Below are 23,134 nucleotides of genomic sequence, written 5' to 3' on the forward strand. Positions count from 1 at the left end.
CCTAACGTCCGGCCCGGTCCGCTCCCAAGCCGGCTCAGGAGGTGGGGGTGGGCAGCGCGGGCGCCGCCTTCGCCACGGCCGCCACGGTCGGGTCGGCCAGCACCCTGGCGTACTGCTGCTGGATCAGCGCCGTCGCGGCCGCCCGGTCGGCCTTCGCGGGCGTCCAGACGTTGATGTCGAGGGCGATGTTGCCGACCACGGCATAGCCCTCGGTCCGGATGTCGCCGTCGCTGTCCAGCCCGGCATGCTCGAAGGCCATGGCGTCCCCACTGCCGGGAATCGCGTAGGTACCGCTGGTACCGACGGCGTCCCCCGCCCCGCCCTGGTAGGCGAGGACGAAGCTCTGCGCTCCCGTCGCGGAGGCGAACTGGAGCAGGTCGATGTCCACCTGGGTGCCGTCGGAGGCGTTCCAGTTCTCCCGTACCGCGTACTGGAACCCGCGATCGGTCTCCTCAGCGGTGACCCGCTGCTGGTCGCTCGGCTCGGCGATCCGGGCGATCAGCTGCTGCGGCGTCAGGACACCGGTCGGACCGTCCTGGCTGTCGGCACGCCACGGCTGGGCACCGCTCGGCAGCGGCACCAGGTCGTTCACCAGGCGGCTCTGGTCGGCCGGCGTGGCGGGAGCCGGCGCGGCACTGGCCGGCGCGGGTGCGGTTGCCGAGGACGTGGGGAACGGTGACGGTGTGGTGACGTTCCCGGTCAGCCGTGCGTGCTGAGCCTTGGCGAGCTGGTCCAACCCCGTGGGGTTGGCCGCGCCGGGGGTGTAGTAGTGCAGATCGGCGGCGATGTCGCCGACGGCGAACCAGGCGCTCTGCTGGATGTTCCCGGCCTTGTCCACGGCACCGGCGCTCAACGCCTCACCTCCCGGAACGCCCTGGAGCGAGGACAGCGGTTCGGCGGGCGTCTGGCCCCGCGACGTGCCCTCCGAGACGCTGCTGACGTAGTCCTGCGCTCCGCCGGAGCCGCTGAACTGGATCAGGAAGAGATCGGCCTGCGTGCCGTCCGGCGCCTGCCAGTTCGTCTCGACGGCGTACTTGAAGCCGTCCCTGGTGGCGTCGCCCTTCTCCGAGGACTGCTGCTGGGCGACGAACATGCCGTCCACGAACTGGTCGAGCGTGAGGACGCCGCCGGGCGCCAGGGTGCCGCGGTCGAACGGCTTCGACCCCGTCGGCGCCGTCAGCAGCTCGCTCTTCAACTGGGCTTCGGGCAGCGTCTTCTGCTGCCAGGGCAGGCCCTGGCAGGCGCTGAGCGTCGTGACGGAGAGGGCCGCGGCGAGGGTGGTGGCGAGCGCGAGGCCCGCCGTACGCCGTCTGTACTGGAACTGCTTGGGCACCGTGAACCATTCGAGAGAGCTGGGATGTCGGACGCGAAGGTCCGTCGAACATCCTTGCGCCTTCAGATCACGTACGTGTCGCGACATGATCAAGGTGTGGACCTGCGGGTCCACCCGCGCGCCCGGGGCCGCGCCCGGCTCCCGCGCTCGACTCCGGGCTTGATGTTGTACATTCATGGGCCAGTTGGCTCGCGGATGCGTACCAAGGGGCTGGGGGAAGGCCCCGGACGGGGGGAAGCATGGCGTACTTGGTGGAAGTACCGGTCAGCGGGACGGACGGTCCGTCCGATGTGGTGAAGGTCGAGATCGAGCGGGCCGCAGACGGACTCGTGCAGGTCGCCCGCCCCAGCCAGGTGGTCGCGCGGGCCACTCGCTCCATGGGCGACATGCTCGCCGGGATCCGCCCGGTCGCACAGGACTTCGTCGAGGGATTCCGCGGCATGGTCCACGCGCCCGACGAGATCTCCGTCGAGTTCGGGCTGTCGCTGTCCGCCGAGGCCGACGTGGTGATCTCCAGCACCGCGGCGCAGGCCAACTTCAAGGTCTCGCTCACCTGGCACCGGCCCGCCGAGGAGTCCGACCCCGAGTCGGAGCCCACGGCATGACGACGGCGCCCGCGGTCGCCGGGGGCACCGGACCGAAGGCCCTGGACGCGGCCGTCCTGCGGATCCGCAATGCCGCGGGCGTCCCCGTCGGCCTGGGCTTCCTGGTCACCGACGAGCTCGCCCTCACCTGCGCGCACGTGGTCTCGGCCGCGCTCGGCACACCGCCGGAGGCCGTGCCCTCCGACGCCGCCGGGCTCACGGTCGACCCACCCCTCCTGCCCTTCCCCACGCCGAGCACCGCGGCCGTCACCGTGCGGATCGAACACTGGGCGCCGGCCGAGGACGTGGCCGTCCTGCGGCTGAGCGACCGGCTGCCGGGTGCGCGGCCCGTCCGGCTCCTCGAGACGCGGGAGGTGTGGGGCCACGCCGCGCGGGCCTTCGGCTTCCCGATCGGCCGCTCGGGAGGCGTGTGGCACGCCGGTGTGCTGCGGGAGCGTCAGGCCGACGGCCTGCTGCAGCTCGACCAGGCCGGCACGGACGGCTACCGGGTCTCCGGGGGCTTCAGCGGTGGCCCGGTGTGGGACGACGTACTGGTCGGCGTGATCGGCATGATGGCGTTGGCCGAGACCGGCGACCCCCCGGTGAGCTACCTGATCCCCACCCAGCGCCTGCTGGAAGCCTGGCCCGAGCTGCGCGGTTTCGCCCTGCCGCCGTCGCCCTTCCGCAGCCTGACGGCGTTCGGGGAGTCCGACGCGTCGATCTTCTACGGGCGGCGGACGGAAGCCGACGAGCTCAGCCACCGGTTGCTCCAGAAGCGCTGGGTCGCCGTCGTCGGCGCCTCCGGCTCCGGAAAGTCCTCCCTGGCCATGGCCGGGGTCATCCCCCGTTTCCGCGAGGCCGGAAACTCCGCCGTGGTCTTCCGGCCGTCCACCGGCGGCAGCCCGCTGTCCGCGCTCGCCGCAGCGCTGTTACCCCTGCTGGAACCCCGGTTGTCCGAGGTCGAACGGCTGGCCCGGATACCGGAGTTGACCGGCGCGCTGGCCAACGGCCAAGGGGGACTGGCCGATGTCGTGGCGCGGATCCTGAGCCGCCACGGGAGCGGGAAACTGCTCATCGTGGTGGACCAGTTCGAGGAACTGCTCTCGCGCACCCCGGAAGCCGTCGACGCGCTGGCCGGCGTCCTGTTCGACGAGAACCTGCCGAGCACGGTCCGGGTGCTCACCACACTCCGGGCCGACTTCCTGGAGACGGTGCTGGAACACCCCCGGCTCGGGCCGTTCTTCGCCGGTCAGAACCACGCTCTCGCGCCGATGCGCGCCGAGCGGTTTCGCGAGATCGTCACGGCACCGGTCGACGCCGTCCCCGGTGTCTCCTACGCGCCCGGCCTGGTCGAACGGATCCTGGACGACACCCGTACCGAGCCCGGTGCCCTGCCGTTGCTGGGCTTCACCCTCGAACTGCTGTGGCGCCGACAGACCGGCGGCCAACTCACGCACCAGGCGTACGAGGAACTCGGCGGTGTCGCCGGTGCCCTGAGCGCCTACGCCGACCGCGTCTGGGACGAGTCCGTCCTGCCGGGGGACGAGGCGGCGGCCCGACAGCTCTTCACACAGCTCATCAGGGTGCCCATGGGATCGACGGGTGCGACCCGCCGGACGGTGCGGCGTACGGAGTTGAGCGACGACGAGTGGCGGATCGCCCGGCAACTCGCGACCACGCGGCTGCTCGTCACCGGACGCATCGAGGAACACGCCCCGGCCGCCGGTTCCACCGACACCGCTGACTCCACCGCAACCGCCGAGGCCGCCGCCGAGACCGTCGAGACCGTCGAGCTGGCGCACGAGGCGCTGATCAACAGCTGGCCCAGACTGGCGGATTGGGCCGTGAAGGACCGCTCCTTCCTGGGCTGGCGCGAATCCCTGCGACACGACCGGGACCGCTGGGAAGCCGCCGGGCGCACCGCCGACCTGCTTCCGACCGCCGTCACACTGGCGGGCGCCCAGCGGTGGCTCGGCGAGTACGGCAGCCACCTGACCGAGCCCGAACGCGACTACCTGCGCCGAGGACACGTCCGCCGCCGCAGGCTGACCCGGCGCCGACGCGCCGCGGTCGCCCTGGTCGGCGTCCTGGCGCTGGTGGCTGCCAGCGTCAGTGCGGTCTCCCTGCAGCTGAGCCGGGAGACCGCGCGCAAGGACGCGGTCTCCCGCTCGACCACCCTGGCCGCCGACGCGAACGCGCTCAGCGCCACCGACCCGGGCGTCGCCGCTCAGCTCGCGATCGCCGCGTACCGGTCCGCTCCCACCCAGGACGCCGCCAACCAGCTGTACGCCACGCTCATGACCCCGCTGGACAGCGTCGTCGGCGACACCGGCCACGAGGTGCTGCGCATCGCGGCCCAGCCGGACGGGCCCCTCGCGGCGGCCGTCGACAAGGACGGATCACTGCGGATCTGGAACCTCACCAAGCCGCTCGCACCCGTCCTGGACGCCACGCTGCACACGGCCGCGTCAGGGATCGCCCTCGCGCCGCGCGGCGGGGTGCTCGCCGGAGCCTGCCCCACCGCCCCGAGTCTCTGCCTCTGGAGCCTGGCCGATCCCCGGCACCCCACCGTCGCGGGAGAGCTGCCCGGAGCCACCGACCTCCCGAGAGGCAGCGGATCACTGCGGGTCACGTCGATGGCCTTCAGCCCGGACGGCACACTGCTGGCCGCGGCGTTGGAGCAGGGCGTCTCGCTGGTGTGGTCGGTGGCGCAGGCCGGGCACCCGCGTCTGGTCGCGGAGCTGCCGACCCCCACCCAGCGGACGGACGGTGTGCTCGCCGGCGTCGCGTTCGCCCCGAAGGGCGACCTGCTCGCCACCACCATCCTCGGCGGCACGACCCAGCTGTGGAACCTCGCCGATCCGGCCACCCCGGCCAAGGTGGCCACGATGTCCACCGGGTACACCGCGGTGGCGTTCAGCCCCGACGGGAGCAGGCTGGCCGCCGTCGGCGACTTCAACGTGGGGCTCTGGAACATCGGCAACCCGTCCACGCCCGCGCCCATCCCGACCGGCTACGAGCCGAGCCCGGTCATGATGGCGGTGGCCTTCAGCCCGGACGGCAGCGAACTGGCCTTCAGCGGCCTCGACGAGACCGACAGCAACGGCCAGCTGTGCCTGCTGGACCTCTCCCCCGCGACCCCGGCCTCGGTGCAACCGACGTGCGCCACCACCGGATTCGGCATCATCTCGCAGGCCTACACGCCCGACGGCGTCCTGCTGAGCGGCGGCCCCGACGGCGTCCTGCGGGCGTGGCGCTCACCGCTGCGCCCCGCGGATGACGTGACCGCCTCGGACGCCTCCTCCAACTGGGACTTCAGTCCCGACGGCCGTCTGATGGTCGCGGCCCTCGCCTCCGAGTCGGGCGATGACGCGCTCTCTCCCTCGCACCTCGCCCTCTGGGACATCTCCGCACCCCGCGCACCCGCACGCATCGCCACCATCACGCTCCCCGCCACGGTGCAGCAAGTCCGGTTCCTCAGCCCGACCGCACTGCTGACCGTCGCGCACGACGAGTCCGTCCAGCTGTGGGACCTGCGCGATCCGCACCATCCGGTGCAGGCCGGGTCGCTGGGCAGAGCCGACTTCCCCACCATCAACGGCGGAGCGATCACGGGCACGGGCGTTGACGCGGACACCGCCGGCGATCTGGTCGCGGTCCAGGGCAGCGACAAGCTGCTGCACCTGTGGCAGATCACCGACTCGCACCACGCGGCCGAGGTCGGGTCCGTCCCCGTTCCCGATCCCGACACCGACGAGACGGGCGTCCTGGCCGACGGCCGCACCGCGATCGTCATCACGCCGACCGGAATCGACTGGTGGGACACCAGCAACCCACGACACCCGGTGCACGGCGACACCACACAGCTCACCAGCGCCAGCCCTGCCGCCGTCTCCGCAGGCGCCGTGCTGGCTGTGGTGACGTCGTCACCGTCCGACGACAACGGCAGCGGCACCGTCCACCTGTTCCACGTCACCGCCGGCAGAGTGCGCTCGGCGACCGTCCTGCCGGGGTCCGTCGGCTCAACGCTGAACATGAGCCCCGACGGTCGGCGGCTGGCCGCCACCGGTCCGGGCAACAGCACGGTGACCGTGTGGGACATCAGTGATCCGTCGCACCCGCGCACCGGGGCCGCCGTCAGCACGCTGCACGACCTCCACGGTGTGAGCCTCGATCCCACCGGCCACCTCATGGCCGTCTGGAACGGCATGAGCGGCGAGGCCCAGCTGTGGGACATCCGCAACCCGTCGGTTCCGGTGCTCGAAGCGACCATCACGTTCACCGCCGACAACATGCTCGGCCCGGTCACGTTCCTCTCCTCGGCCCCGACGTTCGCGATCCTGGACGGCCGCTCGGCCTTCCTCACCGACACCGACCCCGGCGGACTCGCCGACCTGCTCTGCTCGTACACCGGCAACTCCATCACCGCCGCCCAGTGGCAGAAGGACGCCCCGGGCACGACCTACCGGAAGGCCTGCCCGTAGTCACTCGTGCCCTCTCCCGCGGCGTCGGCGAATGCCGAGAAGTCATGGCTGCGACTACCGGTACGGATTCCGCGCTTCCGGTAGCCGGCCATCAGATCACCGGAGGCCGCCCAAGACGTGTCATCCGCCACACCGTGCGCCACCGCATCGGCCGACGCGGAGGACACGAAGTCCGGACCCCCTCGAAGAACCCTGCCACCCATGCCCGCAGGCCGGCCAGCGGCGGCCTACGGGCCACGGCGTAGGCGGTCCACGACGCGAGGTACACCGGCACCAGGACGACGGGCAGGTGCCGCTTGGCCAGCCACACCCGGTTGCGTGCCGTCAGTCGGTAGTACGTGGCATGACGGGCCGGGTTCGTGCGGGGATGCCGGAGCACCAGGTCCGCCCGGTAGTGGATCTCCCAGCCGACATCCAGCGCGCGCCACGCGAAATCCGTCTCCTCATGTGCGTAGAAGAAGGGCGCTGGGAAGTCGCCCACTTGGTCGATCACGCTCATGCGGATGGCGTGCGCGCCTCCCAGGAAGGTGGTGACCTCGGACGAACGCAGCGGATCAGAAGCACCCAGACGGGGTACGTGCCTGCGCGCGGTCAGGCCCTCCTCGTCCACGATCCGAAAACTCACCACGCCCAAGCGGGAGTTGGCCGAAAAGGCCTCCCGGACGAGGTGGAACGTGTCGCTTCGGGGCAGCAGGCCGTCGTCGTCCAGAATCACGACCACATCGACACCGCCCTCGGCGCGAAGCCACTCCACGCCCCTGTTCCGGCCGCCCGGGATGCCGAGGTTCTCCGGCAGTTCCACCGCGTGGACGCCCGAGGGTAGTCCGGGAAGCCGCACACCCTGGCCCAGCACCACGACCTTCGCAGGATCGCCCTCCTGTGCCGCCACCGACTCCAGAAGAGCATGCAACTCCCCGGGGCGGTCTCCCATCGTCAACACCACGACGCCCAGCGCGAGGCTCTGGTCATCCGGTGTCCGACTTTCCGTCAAGGTGTGTCCCCAGGTTTGATTTTGAACGCTTTGAACAAGACTCCCGGCGCCCAACCGTACTCCCATTGCATGATCGACAGTTCACTGAATGTAGCTGCCGGGCGCGGGTATGCCGCGCACAGACCGTCCATCGACGCCGCCCAGTGGCAGAAGGACGCACCAGGCACGACCTGTCGGAAGGCCTGCCCGTAGCCGGCCGCACAACTCCCGCCCCTCGAAGCCGTCCTGGCCTCCCCGGTCCCGTAGCGATCCGGCGCACGGCGTCCGGACGCGCGCCCCGGGCACACGCCAACACTGTCTTCCGCACGCTCCGGAAGCCGGGCCACGATAACCGTGGCCTGTCCCACCGCGAAGGAGAGCAACCATGGCGCCGCTGCCATCCCGGGGCACACACGAGAAGCCACCCCCTGGGCCCAGCCAGGGAAATCCGCCGCCGGGAAACGCGGACGGGCAGGTCCCGCCCCCGCCACCGTCGGACGGGAAGCACAAGAAGTGACCCACGAGGACCTGGTGGCCCGCCGGGCGCACCTCGATCTGGCGATGGCCGAGCGCGGAGCGTGGCCGGCGAACTCGCCGTGGCTGCGCGAGGCGATGGTCGCGCGGCCGCGCGACCTGTTCGCGCCTGAGCGGTTGTGGCGCTGGAACGGGAAGGCGTACGTCGCCGTCGACCGGACGTGCGACCCGGCCGGGTGGACGGCCGAGTTGTACGGCAGCCCGGACGCGGCGGCGGTCACCCAGGTCACCGGCGGGCTGCCGTCGTCCAGCCTCTCCGCCCCCGCCGTGGTGGCCGACATGCTGGACAGTCTGCGCGTCGAACCCGGGCACCGGGTCTGGGACGTCGGCACCGGCCAGGGCTGGACGTGCGCGCTGGCCGCCTGGCAGGCAGGTCCCGGCAACGTGGTGTCCACCGAGGTCGACACGGGGCTGGCGGCCTTCGCGGCGGCCCGGCTGGCGGTCGCCGGTGTCGACGCGGAGGTGGTGGTCGGCGACGGCACCCGCACCCCGCCGCCCGCAGGCAGCCCGGTCGACCGGATCCACGCCACCTACGCGGTGGAGACGGTTCCTTGGGGCTGGGTGGAACACACGCGGCCGGGCGGCCGGATCGTCTACCCGTGGGGACGGCTGGGGCACGTGGCCCTCACGGTCGACCCGGACGGTGGCGGCGCCTCCGGCTGGGTGCAGGGCCTGGGGCAGTTCATGGCCGACCGAGGCGCTCCCGGGCCGGCGGCCGGTGGCCATGCCGGATACCGGGCGGTGCGCGGTGCCGAAGCCGCCGAAGTCGTGCACACCGTGAAGCGTGACCTGGCACCACTCGCCGACGACTGGAACCTGAAGTTCGCACTGCGCGTCGCCGTCCCGGAGGCGGTCATCACCACCGGCACCGACCAGGACGGTGTCTCCGCCTGGGTCCACGACGGCGACCGCTCCTGGGCGGCGCTGTCGGCCGGCGGGGACGGCGGTGTCACCGTCCACCAGGGCGGCCCCCAGCGCCTCGGCGACAGGCTGCTCACCGCGTGGGACCGGTGGGAGGCGCTGGGCCGTCCGGTGCCCTACGACTACGGGATCACCGTCACCCCGTCCGCACAGTGGGCATGGCTCAACAACCCCACCACCGGCCCACGCTGGCCAGTCGCCGGACGCACCGCCCCGGCCGAGCGCCGCGCGGGGTAGCGGGAGCCCGGCGGACGGTACCTGGTTGCTCCGCCCCGCCGTAGCCGGATCTGCGGCACACCGCCCCCGGGCCACGGGAAAGGGCAGCTGGGGACTGTCGGAGCGTCACGGACGGGTCAGTAGCCCGAGGAAAAGCTCCCTGCCCGCAGGCCGCCGACGAACGCCCGCCAGGCGTCGGCGGCGAAGATCAGCGCGGGTCCCTGCGGATCCTTGCTGTCCCGCACTGGGACACCCCCGCCGGCCGTGAACGCGACCTCCACGCAGTTCGCCTGGCCATTGCTGTAGCTGGACTTGAACCAGGCCGCATCCGTCAGATCAAGCTTTTCCATAACTCCCTGCCATTTCAGACATCAGGTGCTTCGACGCCTGTTCGTCGAGCGCTGTATCCCAGATACTCTCGAACGCCCTGTCGTAGCGTTCGACCTCGTTGGGCTTGTCCAGGTAGAGAACGCCCGTATAGCCCTCCGCGTAGACAGTCGGCGGCTCGCTCTCGCTACCGTCCGGGTTGCATGGAAAACGCAGGATCGTGAACGGGCCCGACATGACACCGAGGTGCAATCCAGCCGCGAACGGAACCACCCTTATCCGGATCAACTCCGAAACCTCGACCAACTGGTTGAGTTGCGTTGCCATCACGTCGTTCGAGCCGACCGGCCGCCTGAGCACGGACTCGTTCAGGACCACGCGAAGCGTCGGCGCACCGGCGGCGCGGCTCAGAATGACTTGGCGAGTGGTTCGCAGGCGTGCTCGGCGCTCGATCTCACCCTCTTCCTCATGAGGGTTGTCCGCTCGGATGATCGTGCGGGCGTAGTCCTCGGTCTGGAGCAGTCCGGGGATCAACTCGCTCTCGTACCAGTCGATCTGTGCTGCCGCCTCTTCGAGGCCGATGTAGAGGTCGAAGCCCTCGGGAATCACGTCGCCGTAGGAGTGCCACCAGCCACGCGCCTTCGTCTCCTTCGCAAGGCCCATCAGCGCCTCGGTGAGATCCGCCGGCGCGCCGTAGACCTTGCACATGGCCTCCACGTCAAGGCTGCGCAGTGAGGTCTGCCCCGTCTCGATACGCCACATCTTCGCTTCGGACCACTCCAGTTGACGCGCTGCCGCACGCACCGTGAGTCGCGCCTTGTTCCGCAGATCGCGCAGGTACCGCCCGAGTTGCCTCCGCGGCACGGTCGATCCCGTCGGCCCTTCCGCCATGGGTCATCCCTTCCCCACCTCAGTATGAAGCACTCTCAGCATCCGAAATGAAAGCACTGCCGTGCTCGCTCCGCAATGAGCATCAACTGTTCGAATTACTCGATCTGAGACTTCGCAATGAAGTCTTGCAGATTGCAGCCCATCAAGAGCAGACTACGGAGAGTAGGACATCAATCGACAGATCGTGATCAACACGATGAGTCGCCGGGCATTCCCATGCCCTCACCCAGGGCGCACAGGTCGCCCGCCTGGCATCACAGCCGCACTGCAAGGGAGCTTCGCCATGCCTGAAATCATCAATCAGCCAATGGAGTTGACCGGCAAGGCGGAGTGCTGGCTGCCGCGCAGCGCCCGATCCCCGGGCCGCGCGCGTCAGTTGCTCACGAACCTGTTAGCGCGCGTGATCGACGGCGAGCGGTTCGCGTCCGATGGGCTCACCGTGCTCACCGAGCTGACGCTGAACGCCGTGCGGCACGGCAGTCCTGGGGGATGCCTGATCTGGGTCTACCTGGACGCCGACGCCGACCGGCTGCTGATCGAGGTGCACGACGCCAGTAGCGCCCCTCCCGAACCGCGCGAGCCGGGCCCGGACGACGAGGCCGGGCGTGGGCTCATCCTGGTCAACGCGCTCTCCGCCCAATGGGGTTGGCGCCCGCGCGGCGACCAGGGAATCGGCAAGATCACGTGGGCCGTGGTCACTTCGTCCGACGGCGGATCGGTGCCGCACCAGGGAGAGCCGGGTGGTGCGCGATGACCGGGGAGCAGGACGCGCCGGGGGTCGGCCCCGTGATGGTGGAGTTGACCGGAATCACGGCGCCCGCGACGTTCGCGCGCCTCGCGGATGCCCTCGCGGCATCCTGGCAGTCGGTTCAGGCCCTGCCGCTGGGCAGCCTGGAACGGAACTGGCTCAGGGAAATGCTGACCGGGCCGGGCGCCCAACACTGCGCCCAGGAGACGTTGCGGCAGGGGCAGCACATGGAGCTGGTGTTCACGCTGGCGGGAGTCCCGCACACGGTGAAGGTCCAGCCGGCCGAACAGGAGGGGGCGTAGTAACACCCGCCTGCGGAGCCGATCGCAACGGCGCCCAGCCCCTCAGGGGTACGCCTGGTTCCTGACCCGCTCCTGATCGGACCGGATCCGACCGGATCCACCGAAAGGCACCGCGCACCACGCGGTGCCTGCCGGCGTCCGACGGGCGCTGTCAGGGCCTCCCGGTCGATCCGACCATGGCAGCCGGGTTCACGATCCGGTCGAACTCTGCAGCATCGACGTATCCGCTGGCCAGGGCGGCCTCGCGCAAGGTGGTGCCCTCGTCGTTGGCCTTGTGGGCGATCGCCGAGGCCTTGTCGTAGCCGATCTCCGGCGACAGCGCGGTGACCAGCATCAGGGAACGGTCGACGTAGCTGTCGACCTGCTCGCGGTGCAGCTCGGCGCCGTCGACGCAGTACTCGCGCAGCTTCCGGCAGGCATCGGCCAGGATGGTGGCCGAGTGCAGGAAGTTGTTGATGATCACCGGGCGCATCGCGTTGAGTTCGAAGTTGCCCTGGGAGCCGGCGAAGGCGATCGCGGAGTCCTCGGACAGGACCTGGATGCAGACCATCACCATGGCCTCGCACTGGGTCGGGTTGACCTTGCCGGGCATGATCGAGCTGCCCGGCTCGTTGGCCGGCAGGATCAGCTCGCCCAGCCCGCAGCGCGGCCCGGAGGCCAGCCACCGGATGTCGTTGGCGATCTTCATCAGCACCACGGCCAGGCCTCGCAGGCCGGCCGAGGCGGCGACCATGGCGTCCAGCCCGCCCTGCGCGGCGAACTTGTTCGCGGCGGTGACGAACGGGTATCCGGTCGCGACGGCGATCTCCCGGGCGATCTGGTCGGCGAAACCCTCGGGCGCGTTCAGTCCGGTGCCCACCGCGGTGCCGCCCGCGGCGAGTTCGAACAGGCCCTGGGTGGACGCCGTGACCAGGGACATGGCCTGCTGCAGCTGGTGGGCGTAGCCGGACCACTCCTGTCCGACAGTGAGCGGGACCGCGTCCTCGAGGTGGGTACGGCCGATCTTGACCACGTCGCGCCACTGCTCGGCCTTGGCCTCGATGGACCGTCGCAGCGCCTGCACGTCCGGCAGCAGGTGCTCGTGGATCTCCTTGACGGCGGCGATGTGCATCGCGGTGGGGAACGTGTCGTTGGAGGACTGCCCCATGTTGACGTGGTCGTTGGGGTGCACCGGTGTCTTGCTGCCGAGCTGGCCGCCGGCCAGCTGGTTGGCACGGTTGCTGATCACCTCGTTGGTGTTCATGTTGGACTGGGTGCCCGATCCGGTCTGCCAGACGTACAGCGGGAAGTGCTCGTCGAGCTTCCCCGCGATCACCTCGTCGCTGACCTGCTCGATCAGGTCCGCCATCCAGCCCGGCAGCCTCCCGGCGCGGCCGTTGACGATCGCGGCGGCCTTCTTGACGTGGCCGTAGGCGTGGTAGACCGCTTTGGGCATGCGGTCGTCGCCGATCGAGAAGTGGATCAGTGAGCGCTGGGTCTGGGCACCCCAGTACCGGTCGGCGGGCACGTCGATGCTGCCCATCGAGTCGCTCTCGCGCCGGGTTCCGGTCGCCGACAGGCCGATCGGCAGGTCGAGGATCTTCGGTCCCCGGTCCCGAGCGCCACCGGGCTGCCCGGTGGCGCCGGTCATGATGCGCCGCCCTCGGAGTAGGAGGGCTGCCACATGGCCTCCTGCACCGCCTGCACCACATTGTCGATCTTCGCGGTGGCGACGCCGTCCGCCTGGGCGGCTCGCACGACGGCGACCGCGGTCGTGGCGGTGGAGGCCCGCAGGTTCTCGACCGCCGGCAGCAGCGAAGCGCCCGGAGTGGCGACGTCGACCTGGCCGGCCACCGCCTCGGCAGCCGCGATGAGCATGGCAGGGGTCACCCTGTCAGCGCCGGAGACGATCGTGCCGAGCCCCAGGCCGGGGTAGACCAGCGCGTTGTTGGCCTGGCCGAAGCGGTAGCTCACGCCGTGGTACTGCATCGGTCCGAACGGCAACCCGGTCGCGACCAGCGCCTTGCCGTCGGTCCATGCGATCAGGTCCTGCGGCTCGGCCTCGATCTTCGAGGTGGGGTTGGAGATCGGCAGGATGATCGGGCGCTCGACCCCCCGTGCCATGGCCTTGACGACGTCCTCGGTGAACGCGCCGTGCGCGGTCGAGGTGCCCAGCAGGATCGTCGGGGCCGCTCTGCCCACCGTCTCCAGCAGTGGGACCGTCCCGCCGCCGGCCCAGTCGGCGACCTCCTCGGGCTTGCGGGCGTACGGCTTCTGGAAGTCGCGAAGGTCCGCCATGTCACTGGTCAGCAGTCCCTGCTTGTCCACCAGCCAGATCCGGGAGGTGGCCTGCTCGGCCGTGGCGCCGTCGCGCATCATCGCGCTGTGGATCTGGTCGGCGATGCCCACACCGGCGGTCCCCGCACCGAACACCACGAGTCTCTGCTCGCGCATCGGCACGCCGGTGACCTTGACCGCGGACAGCACGGCGGCGAGGGTGATCGCCCCGGTTCCCTGCAGGTCGTCGTTGAAGATGCGGTACTGGTGGCCGTAGGTCTCCACGATCCGGCGGGCGTTGTCCGGGCCGAAGTCCTCGAAGTGCAGCAGCGCGTTCGGGAACATCTTCGACGCGGTGTGCAGGTACTTCTTGACGAAGGCGTCGTAGGCGGCGCCGCGGACCCGGGCGTGCCGGTTGCCCAGGTACAGCGGGTCGTTGAGCAGGGCCTCGTTGTCGGTGCCCACATCCAGCGACACCGGGATCACCCGGCGTGGGTCGATGCCGGCGGCGGCGGTGTAGATGGCGAGCTTGCCGATCGCGATCTCGATGCCGCCCACGCCCCAGTCACCGATGCCGAGGATCTCCTCGGCGTCGGTACACACCAGCAGGTCAACGTCGTCGGCGCCGAGCCCGAGGGTGCCGAAGGCGGTCTCGATGTCGTCGGGCGCGTCGATCGACAGGAAGATCCCGCGCGGCCGTCGGTACTCCTCGGAGTACCTCTCGATGGCGTCGCCCACGGTCGGGTCGTACACCACCGGGAGCAGTTCGGCGAGGTGGTCGGCGAGCACCCGGTAGTAGAGGGTCTCGTTGCGGTCGTGCAGCTGCTCCAGGTACACGTACTTGGCCAGGTCGTCGGGCTGGCGCTGCAACTGGCCGTACGCGCGCTGCACCTGCTGGTCCAGTGTCAGAACGGCCGCGGGCAGCCGGCCGGTCAGTCCGTAACTGTCGCGCTCGGAGGCGCTGAACGCGACTCCGTGATTACTCATCGGATCTTCCAGCACGCCGGGCGTCGCCGGTGTCCTGACCGCGTGCGTGGTACTCATGTCTTCGCTCCTCACGATGGCGTCCGTGCTGTCGGGGACCGGGCGGTGATCGGGTCCGGTACAGCGTTCTCGGCAGGTGGTGTGGTGCCAGTGACGGGTCGGGCGTGGGCGGCGAATCGCGGCGCCTCCCGGGCCGTCGCGCACACTTTCAGGCTAGTCCCGCGCCCCGGGATCGACTGGCTGAGCACGAGCCGGCCGGTAGTTGGGGAATGCGGACGCTGACTGTCGGATCGCGGGCCGGTCACCTGGCGCGAGCGCAGGTCAGGGGGCTGCTGGCGCCGCTGCGGTCGCGCTTCCCCGACATCGGGTTCCGCCACCAGGTGGTCCCCGAAGGCGGTGACCGGGACCGGAAGGCGGCCTTGTCGGCCGTGTCGGCCCTGGCCCGCGAGATCCTGGCCACCGCCGGGGGACCCGACGGTGGCCACGGAGGTGCGGGCCGAGCGGGCGATGCTCGCCGCGCTGCACGGCGGGTGCTCGGTGCCGATCGGCGACGAACGGCTACCTGCGGTGGTCAACAGGACGAACGTTGCCTGATGTGGCTAGGACGGGGGGCCGACCAGGGGCACGAACGGCTTGCACTCGTGGTGCAGGACGTGTTCGGTGACCGAGCCGCGGCCGAGTGGGCAGCTCGCCACGTAGTTCTTGCTGTCGACCGCCAGCAGGGTGATGAACAGCCGTCGGTCGGAGACGAGCAGGGAGACGTTCGCGATCCGGGCCGACGGGTAGCCGGCGATGTTCGACAGCGCGACCCACCGGCCGTCGACACCGCCCGTGCGCGGGAGCCGCCGCTCCTGGATCCAGGCGAGGCCTTGGGAGTCCGTCTCCACCACGACCGCGGTGGAGTCGACACGCACCGAATCGAGGCTGAGCACCGGCCCGACGGGGCCGGTTGCGCCGGTCGGACCTGTCGGACCGGTCGCACCTGTCGGGCCGGTCGCACCCTGCGGGCCGGTTGCCCCGGTCGGACCGGTCGGGCCCTGCACACCCTCAGCGCCGGTGGGACCGGTTGCCCCGGTCGGACCGGTCGGGCCCTGCACACCCTCAGCGCCGGTGGGGCCGGTGGGACCGGTCGGGCCAGTCGGACCCGTGGGCCCGGTGGGGCCTGTTGGGCCCGTGGGGCCGATGAGTGAGGTGTAGGTGATGGTGATACTCGAAACAGCACTGGTCAGCGTGGGGCCGGTACCGCCGGTGGGGACGAGGGAGGAGCCACCGCCTCCGCCACCCGCGCTCCCTACGGGATCGACCAGGACGTTGATGTTGCCGCCACCGCCCCCGCCGTAGTAGCCGCCCCCACCCCCGCCACCCGTGACGGAAAGGGCTGGACCGCCGCCGTTGCCGCCGGAGCCGAGTGTGCCGGGGGAACCGGCCACGGTGCCGCTGCCTCCGGCCCCGCCATGGGTGGCCGCGCCCGCCCCGCCGCCGGTTCCCCCGTCGCAAGCCCCGTCGGTGCCCGGCTGGCCGGCATCCCCACCCGGGCTTCCCACACAAGGGTTACCGGCGAATCCGGCTCCACCGCCGCCCGCGGCAACGATGAGGCGGGAGTCGGTGGTGGTGAGGGGGGTGGTGCCGGGCAGGGTGCGGACGTCGGAGGCACCGCCACCTCCTCCGCCGAAGCGGCTGGTGCCGCCGCCGTTGAAGCCGCCCGTGCACTGCGCGCCCCCGCTACACGAACCGGTGGTGGTGGCGGTGCCGCCGACCTCGACGTAGAGGGTCTGTCCGGCGGACAGTCCGGTGAGCGTGCCCGACACCTGGGCGCCACGGCCGCCGCTGGCACCGGAGGACTCCGTGCCGCCGGCGGCGCCGATCGCCGTGACGAGGACCTGCGTGACGGCGTCAGGAACGGTGAACGTCTGCTCGGCGCCGGTGGAGGCGAAGGTACAGGTGACGGTGGAGCCGGAGGTCGTGCAGGTGCCCTGCGCGTGGGCGGGCCCGGACAGCGCCACCGGGGTGACGGCGGCGGCACAGAGCATGGCGGCCGCGACGGTCAGCGCACGTCGACGGCCCGCCGAACCGGCAGGGTATCCGCTCAGACCCGAGCCCGGCCGGCCGGCAGCGACCGGCAGCGAGAAGGTCATGATCCACTCCCGGAAGGTGGCAGAGAGGTAGCTCGGCAGGGGACTGCCTTCCGCCACTCTGGGTCAGGTGGTCAGACACACGGCCGATAGTCGAACTGACACACCGTCGATTCACCCCAACGGTTCCGCACACGCCTTCCGGTCCTGCAACCACGCGTGACGTGACCTGCTCGGCCCGCCCGTCGGTCCGGTCACGGGCAGGGACGAGATCCTGATCGGCCTTCCCACGGGCTCACCGCGGCTCCGCCGCCTCCCGGCCCGGCACCACCCACGGCCCAGCCACCGGGCCGACCCTTTCAACTCGCCACGAGGTCGGACACCTTGAGCGAGATTCGGCGTGGCCACCAGCCTTCTCCGAGGACCTCACGAGGGGCGCCCCCGCGGGAGGTTGGCGGGTCATTCCTCCAGGGCCGCCGCGATGCGGTCGAGGTCGGCGAGGAGCACCGCCATGCGTTGCGGCGGGATCGCCTCGACCATGCGCTGTTCGATGGCATAGACGGCGGCCTGGACCGTGGCGAGGCGTGCCCGACCCTCCTCGGTGAGGCGGGCGGGCCGGGCGCGGCCGTGGTCGGCGGTGGCGGGACGGCTGATCAGTCCCGCTTCCTGCAGGCCCCGCAGGACGACGTTTCCGGACTGCCGGGTGACGAAGGTCGCACGGGCGAGGTCGGCGTTGGACATGCCCGGATACAGGGCCAGGAGTTCGAGAGTGGCGTACTGCGGCACGGTCAGCCCGTGCTCGCGCAGGACCTTGTCCATGGCGCCGCGCAGGGCCGCCTGGGCGCGTTTGAGCAGGTATCCCACGTGCTGGGTGACGTCCTTCGCGGGGCGGGGCGGCTCGGCCGGCATGCTCTCCATCATGTCAACATTTTGACATAGCCACCCCGGCGCCCTAGCCTCAGCGATGTCAAAGTTCTGACATATGGATCGAGGGAGACCCATGTCTGTCACCATCGACGGCCCCGACTTCGTCGCCCTGCAAGTCCGCGACGTGGACGCCGCGGCCGCCTTCTGCGAGCAGCACCTGGGCCTGCGTCGGGCCGCGGTCTCGCCGCCGCACGCGGTCGTGTTCGACACCAGGCCGACCCCGTTCGCCGTCCGCGCGCTCCTCCCGGGCACCGACCTCGCCAGCACGGCCCGGCCCGGCCTCGGCGTGGCGCTCTGGTTCAGGACCTCCGACGCCCACAAGCTGCACGATCAGCTCACCGCCGCCGGGATCAAGATCCTCACCCCGATGACGGACAGCCCCTTCGGGCCGATGTTCTCCTTCGAGGGCCCGGAGGGCTACCTGCTCACCGCGCACGGAGGCTGACCGCGTCCCGGTCGTAGCCCCGCGCGGCACGACCCCGGGGGGCCACGACCGGTCCGGGAACGCCCGTTCGCTGACGCCGGCCCCCACCGGCGTCAGCGGACGGGCGGTGCACCGCCTACTGGGTCAGCGACCCCAGGTAGGCCGCGGCCTTCTCCGGGTCGAAGAACCACTCCTCGAAGTCCGCCGCGTTGTTGAACCCGTTGGCGAACCGGTCTGCCACGGCCGGGAGTTGACCCGCAGCGCCGATCAGGTTGAGAACGTGCTCCGGCGGCGGGGCGAGCATCGCGTTGGTCCACTTGGTGACGTGCTGGGCGGCCTCCCAGTAGCGGTCGAACGCGGACTGCATGAACTCGCGGTCGAAGGGCTTGTCGCCGTGCTGGAGGATCGCGTCCAGGTAGACGGCCGCGCACTTGGCGGCGTTGTTGGAACCCTGGCCGGTGATCGGGTCGTTGGCGACCACGACGTCCGCGACGCCCAACACCAGGCCACCACTGGGGAGTTCGCCGATCGGGTTACGGACCACCGGGGCGTAGCGGCCGGCCAGGGTGGCGCCGGCGTCGGTGAGTTCGACGCCACCGCGGGTGCGGTCGTACTCCCAGGGGGTGAAGGTCTTCATCAGGTCCAGGGTGAGCCGCAGGTGCTCGCCCGGGTCCTTGACGTCGCCGAAGACGTCGAGCGGGCCGCCGGGGATGCCCTCCCAGAAGAGGATGTCGCAGGGACCGGAGGTGGTCAGCGCCGGGATCACGAACAGCTCGCCGACACCCGGGACCAGGTTGCAGCGGACCGCCTTGAAGTCGTGCTCGGGGCGCGGGCCGAGGCCGTGCACGTACGAGACGGCGAGCGCGCGCTGCGGCGTCTCGTACGGCGAACGGCTCGCGTCGCGGCCGAACATGGTGACCAGCTCGCCCTTGCCCGCCGCGACCAGCACCAGGTCGTAGGTGCGGGAGAAGTAGTCGAGGTCGGAGACCGCCACACCGTGCACCACGACCTGGCCGCCGCGCTGCGCGAAGGTCTCCAGCCACCCCGCCATCTTGAGGCGTTGGTCGACGGACTGGGCGTAGCCGTCCAGGCGACCGACCCAGTCGATCACCCGCGCGGACTCCGGACCGGCGACCGAGACGCCGAGCCCCTCGACCTTGGGCGCCTCGCCCTCCCAGAAGTTGATGCCCAGGTCGCGTTCGTGCTGCAGCGCGGCGTCGAACATGCACTGGGTGGAGAGCACGCGGCCGTCGCGCACCTCGTCGGCGGTGCGGTTGGTCATCACCGTGACGTCGTAGCCGTTGCTCTGGAGCCCCAGGGCGAGCTGGAGTCCGGCCTGACCGGCTCCGACGATCAATATTCTGCGCATGCGGCTGCCTGCCTCTTGTCTTGCTTGGTGTGGAGAAGGGGGAGAAGAAGGGGGAAGGGGGAAGCGGAGAGCGGGAAGGGGGGAGGGTCAGACAGCGGTGGGCGCGGTCTCCTCGGCGAGGGCGTGGACCACCAGCTCCGTGAGGACCTGCACCGTCGAGGCCCGCTGCCGCGCGTCGCAGATCAGCACCGGGACGTGCGCCGGCACGGCCAGCGAGTCGCGGACGGCCTCGGCCGAGTAGGCCGGGGCGTCGTCGAACTGGTTGACCGCGACGACGAACGGCAGCCCGCTGCCCTCGAAGTAGTCCAACGCCGGGAAGGAGTCGGCCAGTCGGCGGGTGTCGACGAGCACGACGGCGCCGACCGCGCCACGCACCAGGTCGTCCCACATGAACCAGAAGCGGCCCTGGCCGGGCGTGCCGAAGAGGTAGAGCACCAGGTCCGGCGCCAGACTGATCCGGCCGAAGTCCATCGCCACCGTGGTCGAGGTCTTCTCCGGCACGGCGCTGGCGTCGTCCACGCCGGCGCCGGCCTCGGTCATCACCGCCTCGGTGGTGAGCGGCGGGATCTCCGAGACCGAGCGGACGAAGGTGGTCTTGCCGACGCCGAAGCCGCCCGCCACCACGATCTTGGTGGAGGTGGCGTTGCCCACCAGCGGGATGCCCGGCGGGACCGCGCCCGCCCCGGGCGCGGAATCAGAGCTTGCGAAGTCCACCCAGCACCCTCTCCAGCAGATCCCGCTTCGACGTCCCCGCCATCGCGTCCGTACCGTCCAGTCCCACGCCGAGCGTGTCGGTGCCGTGCACCCGGATCCGGCCCTGGTCGGCGAGGTCGCTGACCAGCACCTTCACCACCCCGAGCGGGATCCGCAGCAGCGCCGAGATCTCCGCGATCGAGCGCATCTGACCGCGGCAGACGTCGCAGATCGCGGCCAGCTCGGGCAGGCTGCGGTCGGCCGGGTCGGCCGGCCGGTTCAGCGCCGAGACCAGGGTCTCCACCAGCAGCACCCGGCCGAACCTGGTGCGCCCACGAGTGATCGCGTACGGCCGGACCCGGGACGAACGTCCCTGCCCCGGACGGGCCGTGTCGGTCCGCCGGCCGTGGCCGGGACCAGTGCCGGTGCCGGTGCCGGGACCGGTACTGCCACCAGCGTGGCCGCTGCTGGAACCGCCCGCAGTGCCGGGCATGCCACCCACCTCCTCTGGGCTCATCGGACGGCCATCGCCCGGTGGAGTTCGCTGCGCACCTGCGGCGTCAGCGCGTGACCGGCGCGCTCGACGAGCAACGCCATCTGGTAGGCCAGCACACCCAGGTCACAGCTGAGCGTGGCGTAGACGCCGAGGCAGGAGCCGTCGCTGATGGCCATCACCACCAGGTGGCCCTGGTCCATCGTCACCATGGTCTGCTTGACGCCGCCGAACTCCAGCACTCGGGCCACGCCGGCCGCGAGACTGGTCAACGCCGAGACGATGGCGGAGAGTTCGTCACTGCGCACACCGTCCCGCGAGTCGGCGAGCAACAGACCGTCGGAGGAGACCACCACGGCGTCGGCGACACCGGCCACCGTGCCGAGGAAGTCGTCGAGCAGCCAGCGGACGTTCTTCGCGGCCTGGCTCACCACCGGGACGGGCCCGGGCGCGGGCGCCAGGGAACGGACCGGGAGCGGGTTGGCGGCGGTCGGGGGGTTGGGGAAGTCGGTCATTGGTCCTGTCCCTCGGCGGCGGTCTCACGGGCTGCCTGCCGCAGTCCGCTCTGGAAACCGCCGAGTCTGCGGCGAAGCTCCTCGGGGGTGATCCCGGAGCGGGGCGGTGCGGTGGGAGCGTCCGGTGCGGTGGGGGTGACGGGGGCGGGCCGCGAGGACGGCGCCGCGGTGGTCTCGGGCTCGGCGGCGATCCGGCGCAGGCCGGAGGCCGGGGTCTCGCCGGTGCCCGGCAGGCCGTTGCCACGCGGGACGCGGCGGGGCAGGCCGAGCACGGTCGTCACGCTGCTGTCCTCCGGCTGGTCCGGGCGAGGCGTGGGCGGGACGGCGTGGGCGGGGGACTCGGCGGGCACGGCGGACTCAGCGGGCGCGGCGGACTCAGCCGGCGTGGCGGACTCAGCCGGCGTGGCGGGGCCCCGGCGGGGGATGGTCGGGCCCGCGTAGTCGCGACGGACCGGCAGGGCCGGCGCCTGCGCCTGCTCGGTCCCACCCGTGGCCGGCGCGGCGGCGTGCCGCCCACGGCCGGTCGGGACGGCCGGGCGCTCGCCTCCCGCGCCGGTTCCGGTGCCGGCCTCCGCGGCGCCGCCCTCCGCACCCGCGGGCTTGCGCCGCGGCAGCGCGGGCAGCTCGGCGTCACCGGACACGGGAGCGAAGACGGGAGCCGGAGCCGGAGCCGGCTCCGGCGAAGCCGCGGAGGTGGGCGTGGGCACGCCGGACGACTCCGTGGCCGCCGCCCGCGCCTGCACCGCCGCCGAGGTCGCGCTGCGCTCCGCGCGCCGCTGCTCGTCGAGGTCCGCCGTGCTGACCGAGTCCTGTTGCAGCGCCTCGCGCGGCAGCACGACCATCGCGGTCACGCCGCCGCCCTCCGCGCTCTCCCGCAGCTGCACCCGGATGTCGTGCCGCCGGGCCAGCCGGGCCACCACGAACAGGCCCATGCTCCGCCCGGTCAACGCCCCCGCGAGCAGCGCGTCCCGCCGCTCGGCGGCCCGCTTCCCGGGCTCCGCGCCGACGCCCGGAGTCCCGGCGGGGACCGTCGGCTCGGCGAGCTGCTCGTTGAGCGCCCGCAGCCGCTCGGCGGGCAGGCCGATGCCGTGGTCGATCACCGAGATCATCAGCTCGCCGTTGTCCAGCAGCCAGCCGCCGATCTCCACCTGGTCCTGCGGCGGTGAGAACGCGGTGGCGTTCTCCAGCAGCTCGGCGAGCAGGTGGCTGGTGTCGTCGGCGACCGCGCCGCTGAGCCGGACGGCCGCCAGGAAGCCCAGCTTGACCCGCTCGTACCGTTCGATCTCGGAGACCGCGGCGCGCACCACGTCCAGCAGGGTCACCGTCTTGCGGCTGCGCTGGCTGTTCTCCAGGCCCGCCAGCAGCAGCATGTTCTCGCTGTTGCGGCGCATCCGGGTGGCCAGGTGGTCGAGCCGGAAGAGGCTCTCCAGCTGCGCCGTGTCGGCCTCCCGGCCCTCCAGCGCCTCGATCAGCACCAGTTGCCGCTCGACCAGGGTCAGGGTGCGCATCGCGAGGTTGACGAAGGTGGCGTCCACACTGCCCTGGAGCTCGTCCCGCTCCTGGATCAACGCGTCGCGCTGCTGGCCGAGTTCGTTCCGCTGCTGGCCGAGGGCATCCCGTTCGGCCAGCAACTGGGCCTGCTGCTGGAGCAGTTCGTCGACCCGGGCGGCGGTCTCCCGGTGCACAGCCGCCGCCTCGGTCCACTGCCGGGTCAACTCGTGCTGCTGGCGGTGCAGTTCCTCGCGCTCCTGGAGCAGCAGCTGGCGCTCGCCGGTCAGCGCCTGCGCCTTGGCCCGCTGCTCGTCGCGCTCGGTGGCCAGGCCGGCCCGCTCGTCGAGCAGTGTGCCGAGGTTCCTGGCGGCCTGGTCGCGGGCCTGCTCCAACGGGCGGGCGGTCGCCCGGCGGACGACCACGGCGGTGCCGCCGACCAGGACCACGGCCACCGCGGCACCGGCCGTCCAGAGGGCCGGGCCGCCACCGCCCGACGGATCACAGCCGGACAGGGTCGCCAGGGCGGGCAGGACGGCCAGCCGCCTTGCCATCCGGGCCTCGGGGGCGCGTTCCCGCCGCTCGCCCGACCTCCGGGCACGG

20 protein-coding genes are annotated in these 23,134 nt (G+C 71.5%); 7 read left to right on the forward strand and 13 right to left on the reverse strand.

Annotated elements, in window-relative coordinates; all coding sequences use genetic code 11:
- Positions 1-34 precede the first annotated feature (34 nt).
- Complete coding sequence (locus ACIGXM_RS19625; RefSeq protein ID WP_396562484.1) at positions 35-1,333, reverse strand: hypothetical protein; 1,299 nt, start codon at positions 1,331-1,333, stop codon at positions 35-37.
- A gap of 239 nt (positions 1,334-1,572) precedes the next feature.
- On the opposite strand from ACIGXM_RS19625, the gene ACIGXM_RS19630 reads away from it, so the two are divergent.
- Positions 1,573-1,938 (forward strand): CU044_2847 family protein, encoded by a 366-nt coding sequence (locus tag ACIGXM_RS19630; protein ID WP_396562485.1) that lies wholly within the window; start codon positions 1,573-1,575, stop codon positions 1,936-1,938.
- A complete protein-coding gene (locus ACIGXM_RS19635) occupies positions 1,935-6,401 on the forward strand; it encodes a trypsin-like peptidase domain-containing protein (RefSeq protein WP_396562487.1) in 4,467 nt (1,488 codons plus the stop codon). Before ACIGXM_RS19630 ends, ACIGXM_RS19635 begins: the two co-directional genes overlap by 4 nt.
- A gap of 91 nt (positions 6,402-6,492) precedes the next feature.
- Here the strand turns inward: ACIGXM_RS19635 and ACIGXM_RS19640 are convergent, their stop codons facing one another.
- Positions 6,493-7,332 (reverse strand): glycosyltransferase family 2 protein, encoded by an 840-nt coding sequence (locus ACIGXM_RS19640; protein ID WP_396562568.1) that lies wholly within the window; start codon positions 7,330-7,332, stop codon positions 6,493-6,495.
- 552 nt (positions 7,333-7,884) lie between these two features.
- Here ACIGXM_RS19640 and ACIGXM_RS19645 point away from each other — a divergent pair.
- Positions 7,885-9,063, forward strand: a complete 1,179-nt coding sequence (locus tag ACIGXM_RS19645) for a protein-L-isoaspartate O-methyltransferase (protein ID WP_396562489.1) — start codon at positions 7,885-7,887, stop codon at positions 9,061-9,063.
- Positions 9,064-9,179: 116 nt separating this feature from the next.
- Here ACIGXM_RS19645 and ACIGXM_RS19650 read toward each other — a convergent pair whose 3' ends face one another.
- Entirely contained in the window at positions 9,180-9,392 is a 213-nt protein-coding gene (locus ACIGXM_RS19650) for a DUF397 domain-containing protein (protein ID WP_396562491.1), read from the reverse strand.
- Positions 9,379-10,260 (reverse strand): helix-turn-helix domain-containing protein, encoded by an 882-nt coding sequence (locus ACIGXM_RS19655; protein WP_396562493.1) that lies wholly within the window; start codon positions 10,258-10,260, stop codon positions 9,379-9,381. Before ACIGXM_RS19655 ends, ACIGXM_RS19650 begins: the two co-directional genes overlap by 14 nt.
- Before the next feature lie 283 nt (positions 10,261-10,543).
- Here ACIGXM_RS19655 and ACIGXM_RS19660 point away from each other — a divergent pair, with 283 nt between their 5' ends.
- A complete protein-coding gene (locus ACIGXM_RS19660; RefSeq protein ID WP_396562495.1) occupies positions 10,544-11,014 on the forward strand; it encodes an ATP-binding protein in 471 nt (156 codons plus the stop codon).
- A complete protein-coding gene (locus ACIGXM_RS19665; RefSeq protein ID WP_396562496.1) occupies positions 11,011-11,310 on the forward strand; it encodes a hypothetical protein in 300 nt (99 codons plus the stop codon). The genes ACIGXM_RS19660 and ACIGXM_RS19665 overlap by 4 nt, the downstream gene beginning before the upstream one ends.
- A 151-nt stretch (positions 11,311-11,461) precedes the next feature.
- On the opposite strand, the gene fumC is transcribed toward ACIGXM_RS19665, so the two are convergent.
- Complete coding sequence (gene fumC / locus ACIGXM_RS19670; protein WP_396562498.1) at positions 11,462-12,940, reverse strand: class II fumarate hydratase; 1,479 nt, start codon at positions 12,938-12,940, stop codon at positions 11,462-11,464.
- Positions 12,937-14,610, reverse strand: a complete 1,674-nt coding sequence (locus ACIGXM_RS19675; protein ID WP_396562500.1) for an NAD-dependent malic enzyme — start codon at positions 14,608-14,610, stop codon at positions 12,937-12,939. Before ACIGXM_RS19675 ends, fumC begins: the two co-directional genes overlap by 4 nt.
- 417 nt (positions 14,611-15,027) lie before the next feature.
- On the opposite strand from ACIGXM_RS19675, the gene ACIGXM_RS19680 reads away from it, so the two are divergent.
- Entirely contained in the window at positions 15,028-15,144 is a 117-nt protein-coding gene (locus ACIGXM_RS19680; RefSeq protein ID WP_396562502.1) for a hypothetical protein, read from the forward strand.
- Between the two features lie 5 nt (positions 15,145-15,149).
- Here the strand turns inward: ACIGXM_RS19680 and ACIGXM_RS19685 are convergent, their stop codons facing one another.
- Both ACIGXM_RS19685 and ACIGXM_RS19690 read right to left on the reverse strand, forming a co-directional pair.
- The gene (locus ACIGXM_RS19685; protein WP_396562504.1) at positions 15,150-16,685 is read right to left on the reverse strand and encodes a glycine-rich protein; all 1,536 of its coding nucleotides are present in this window, start codon (positions 16,683-16,685) and stop codon (positions 15,150-15,152) included.
- 396 nt (positions 16,686-17,081) lie between these two features.
- On the reverse strand, positions 17,082-17,543 hold the full coding sequence (locus ACIGXM_RS19690; protein ID WP_396562506.1) for a MarR family winged helix-turn-helix transcriptional regulator: 462 nt from the start codon (positions 17,541-17,543) through the stop codon (positions 17,082-17,084).
- A gap of 79 nt (positions 17,544-17,622) precedes the next feature.
- On the opposite strand from ACIGXM_RS19690, the gene ACIGXM_RS19695 reads away from it, so the two are divergent.
- On the forward strand, positions 17,623-17,994 hold the full coding sequence (locus tag ACIGXM_RS19695) for a VOC family protein (protein WP_396562508.1): 372 nt from the start codon (positions 17,623-17,625) through the stop codon (positions 17,992-17,994).
- Between the two features lie 115 nt (positions 17,995-18,109).
- Here the strand turns inward: ACIGXM_RS19695 and ACIGXM_RS19700 are convergent, their stop codons facing one another.
- The 5 genes from ACIGXM_RS19700 to ACIGXM_RS19720 form a co-directional block, all read right to left on the reverse strand.
- A complete protein-coding gene (locus ACIGXM_RS19700; RefSeq protein ID WP_396562510.1) occupies positions 18,110-19,342 on the reverse strand; it encodes a styrene monooxygenase/indole monooxygenase family protein in 1,233 nt (410 codons plus the stop codon).
- An 87-nt stretch (positions 19,343-19,429) separates the two neighbouring features.
- Positions 19,430-20,056, reverse strand: a complete 627-nt coding sequence (locus tag ACIGXM_RS19705; protein WP_396562512.1) for a GTP-binding protein — start codon at positions 20,054-20,056, stop codon at positions 19,430-19,432.
- The gene (locus ACIGXM_RS19710; protein WP_396562514.1) at positions 20,037-20,528 is read right to left on the reverse strand and encodes a DUF742 domain-containing protein; all 492 of its coding nucleotides are present in this window, start codon (positions 20,526-20,528) and stop codon (positions 20,037-20,039) included. The genes ACIGXM_RS19705 and ACIGXM_RS19710 overlap by 20 nt, the downstream gene beginning before the upstream one ends.
- 20 nt (positions 20,529-20,548) lie before the next feature.
- On the reverse strand, positions 20,549-21,043 hold the full coding sequence (locus tag ACIGXM_RS19715; RefSeq protein WP_396562516.1) for a roadblock/LC7 domain-containing protein: 495 nt from the start codon (positions 21,041-21,043) through the stop codon (positions 20,549-20,551).
- The gene (locus ACIGXM_RS19720) at positions 21,040-23,085 is read right to left on the reverse strand and encodes an ATP-binding protein (RefSeq protein WP_396562518.1); all 2,046 of its coding nucleotides are present in this window, start codon (positions 23,083-23,085) and stop codon (positions 21,040-21,042) included. The genes ACIGXM_RS19715 and ACIGXM_RS19720 overlap by 4 nt, the downstream gene beginning before the upstream one ends.
- Positions 23,086-23,134: the final 49 nt, after the last annotated feature.

The sequence above is a fragment of the Kitasatospora sp. NPDC052896 genome (assembly GCF_044547075.1).
Lineage (GTDB): Bacteria > Actinomycetota > Actinomycetes > Streptomycetales > Streptomycetaceae > Kitasatospora.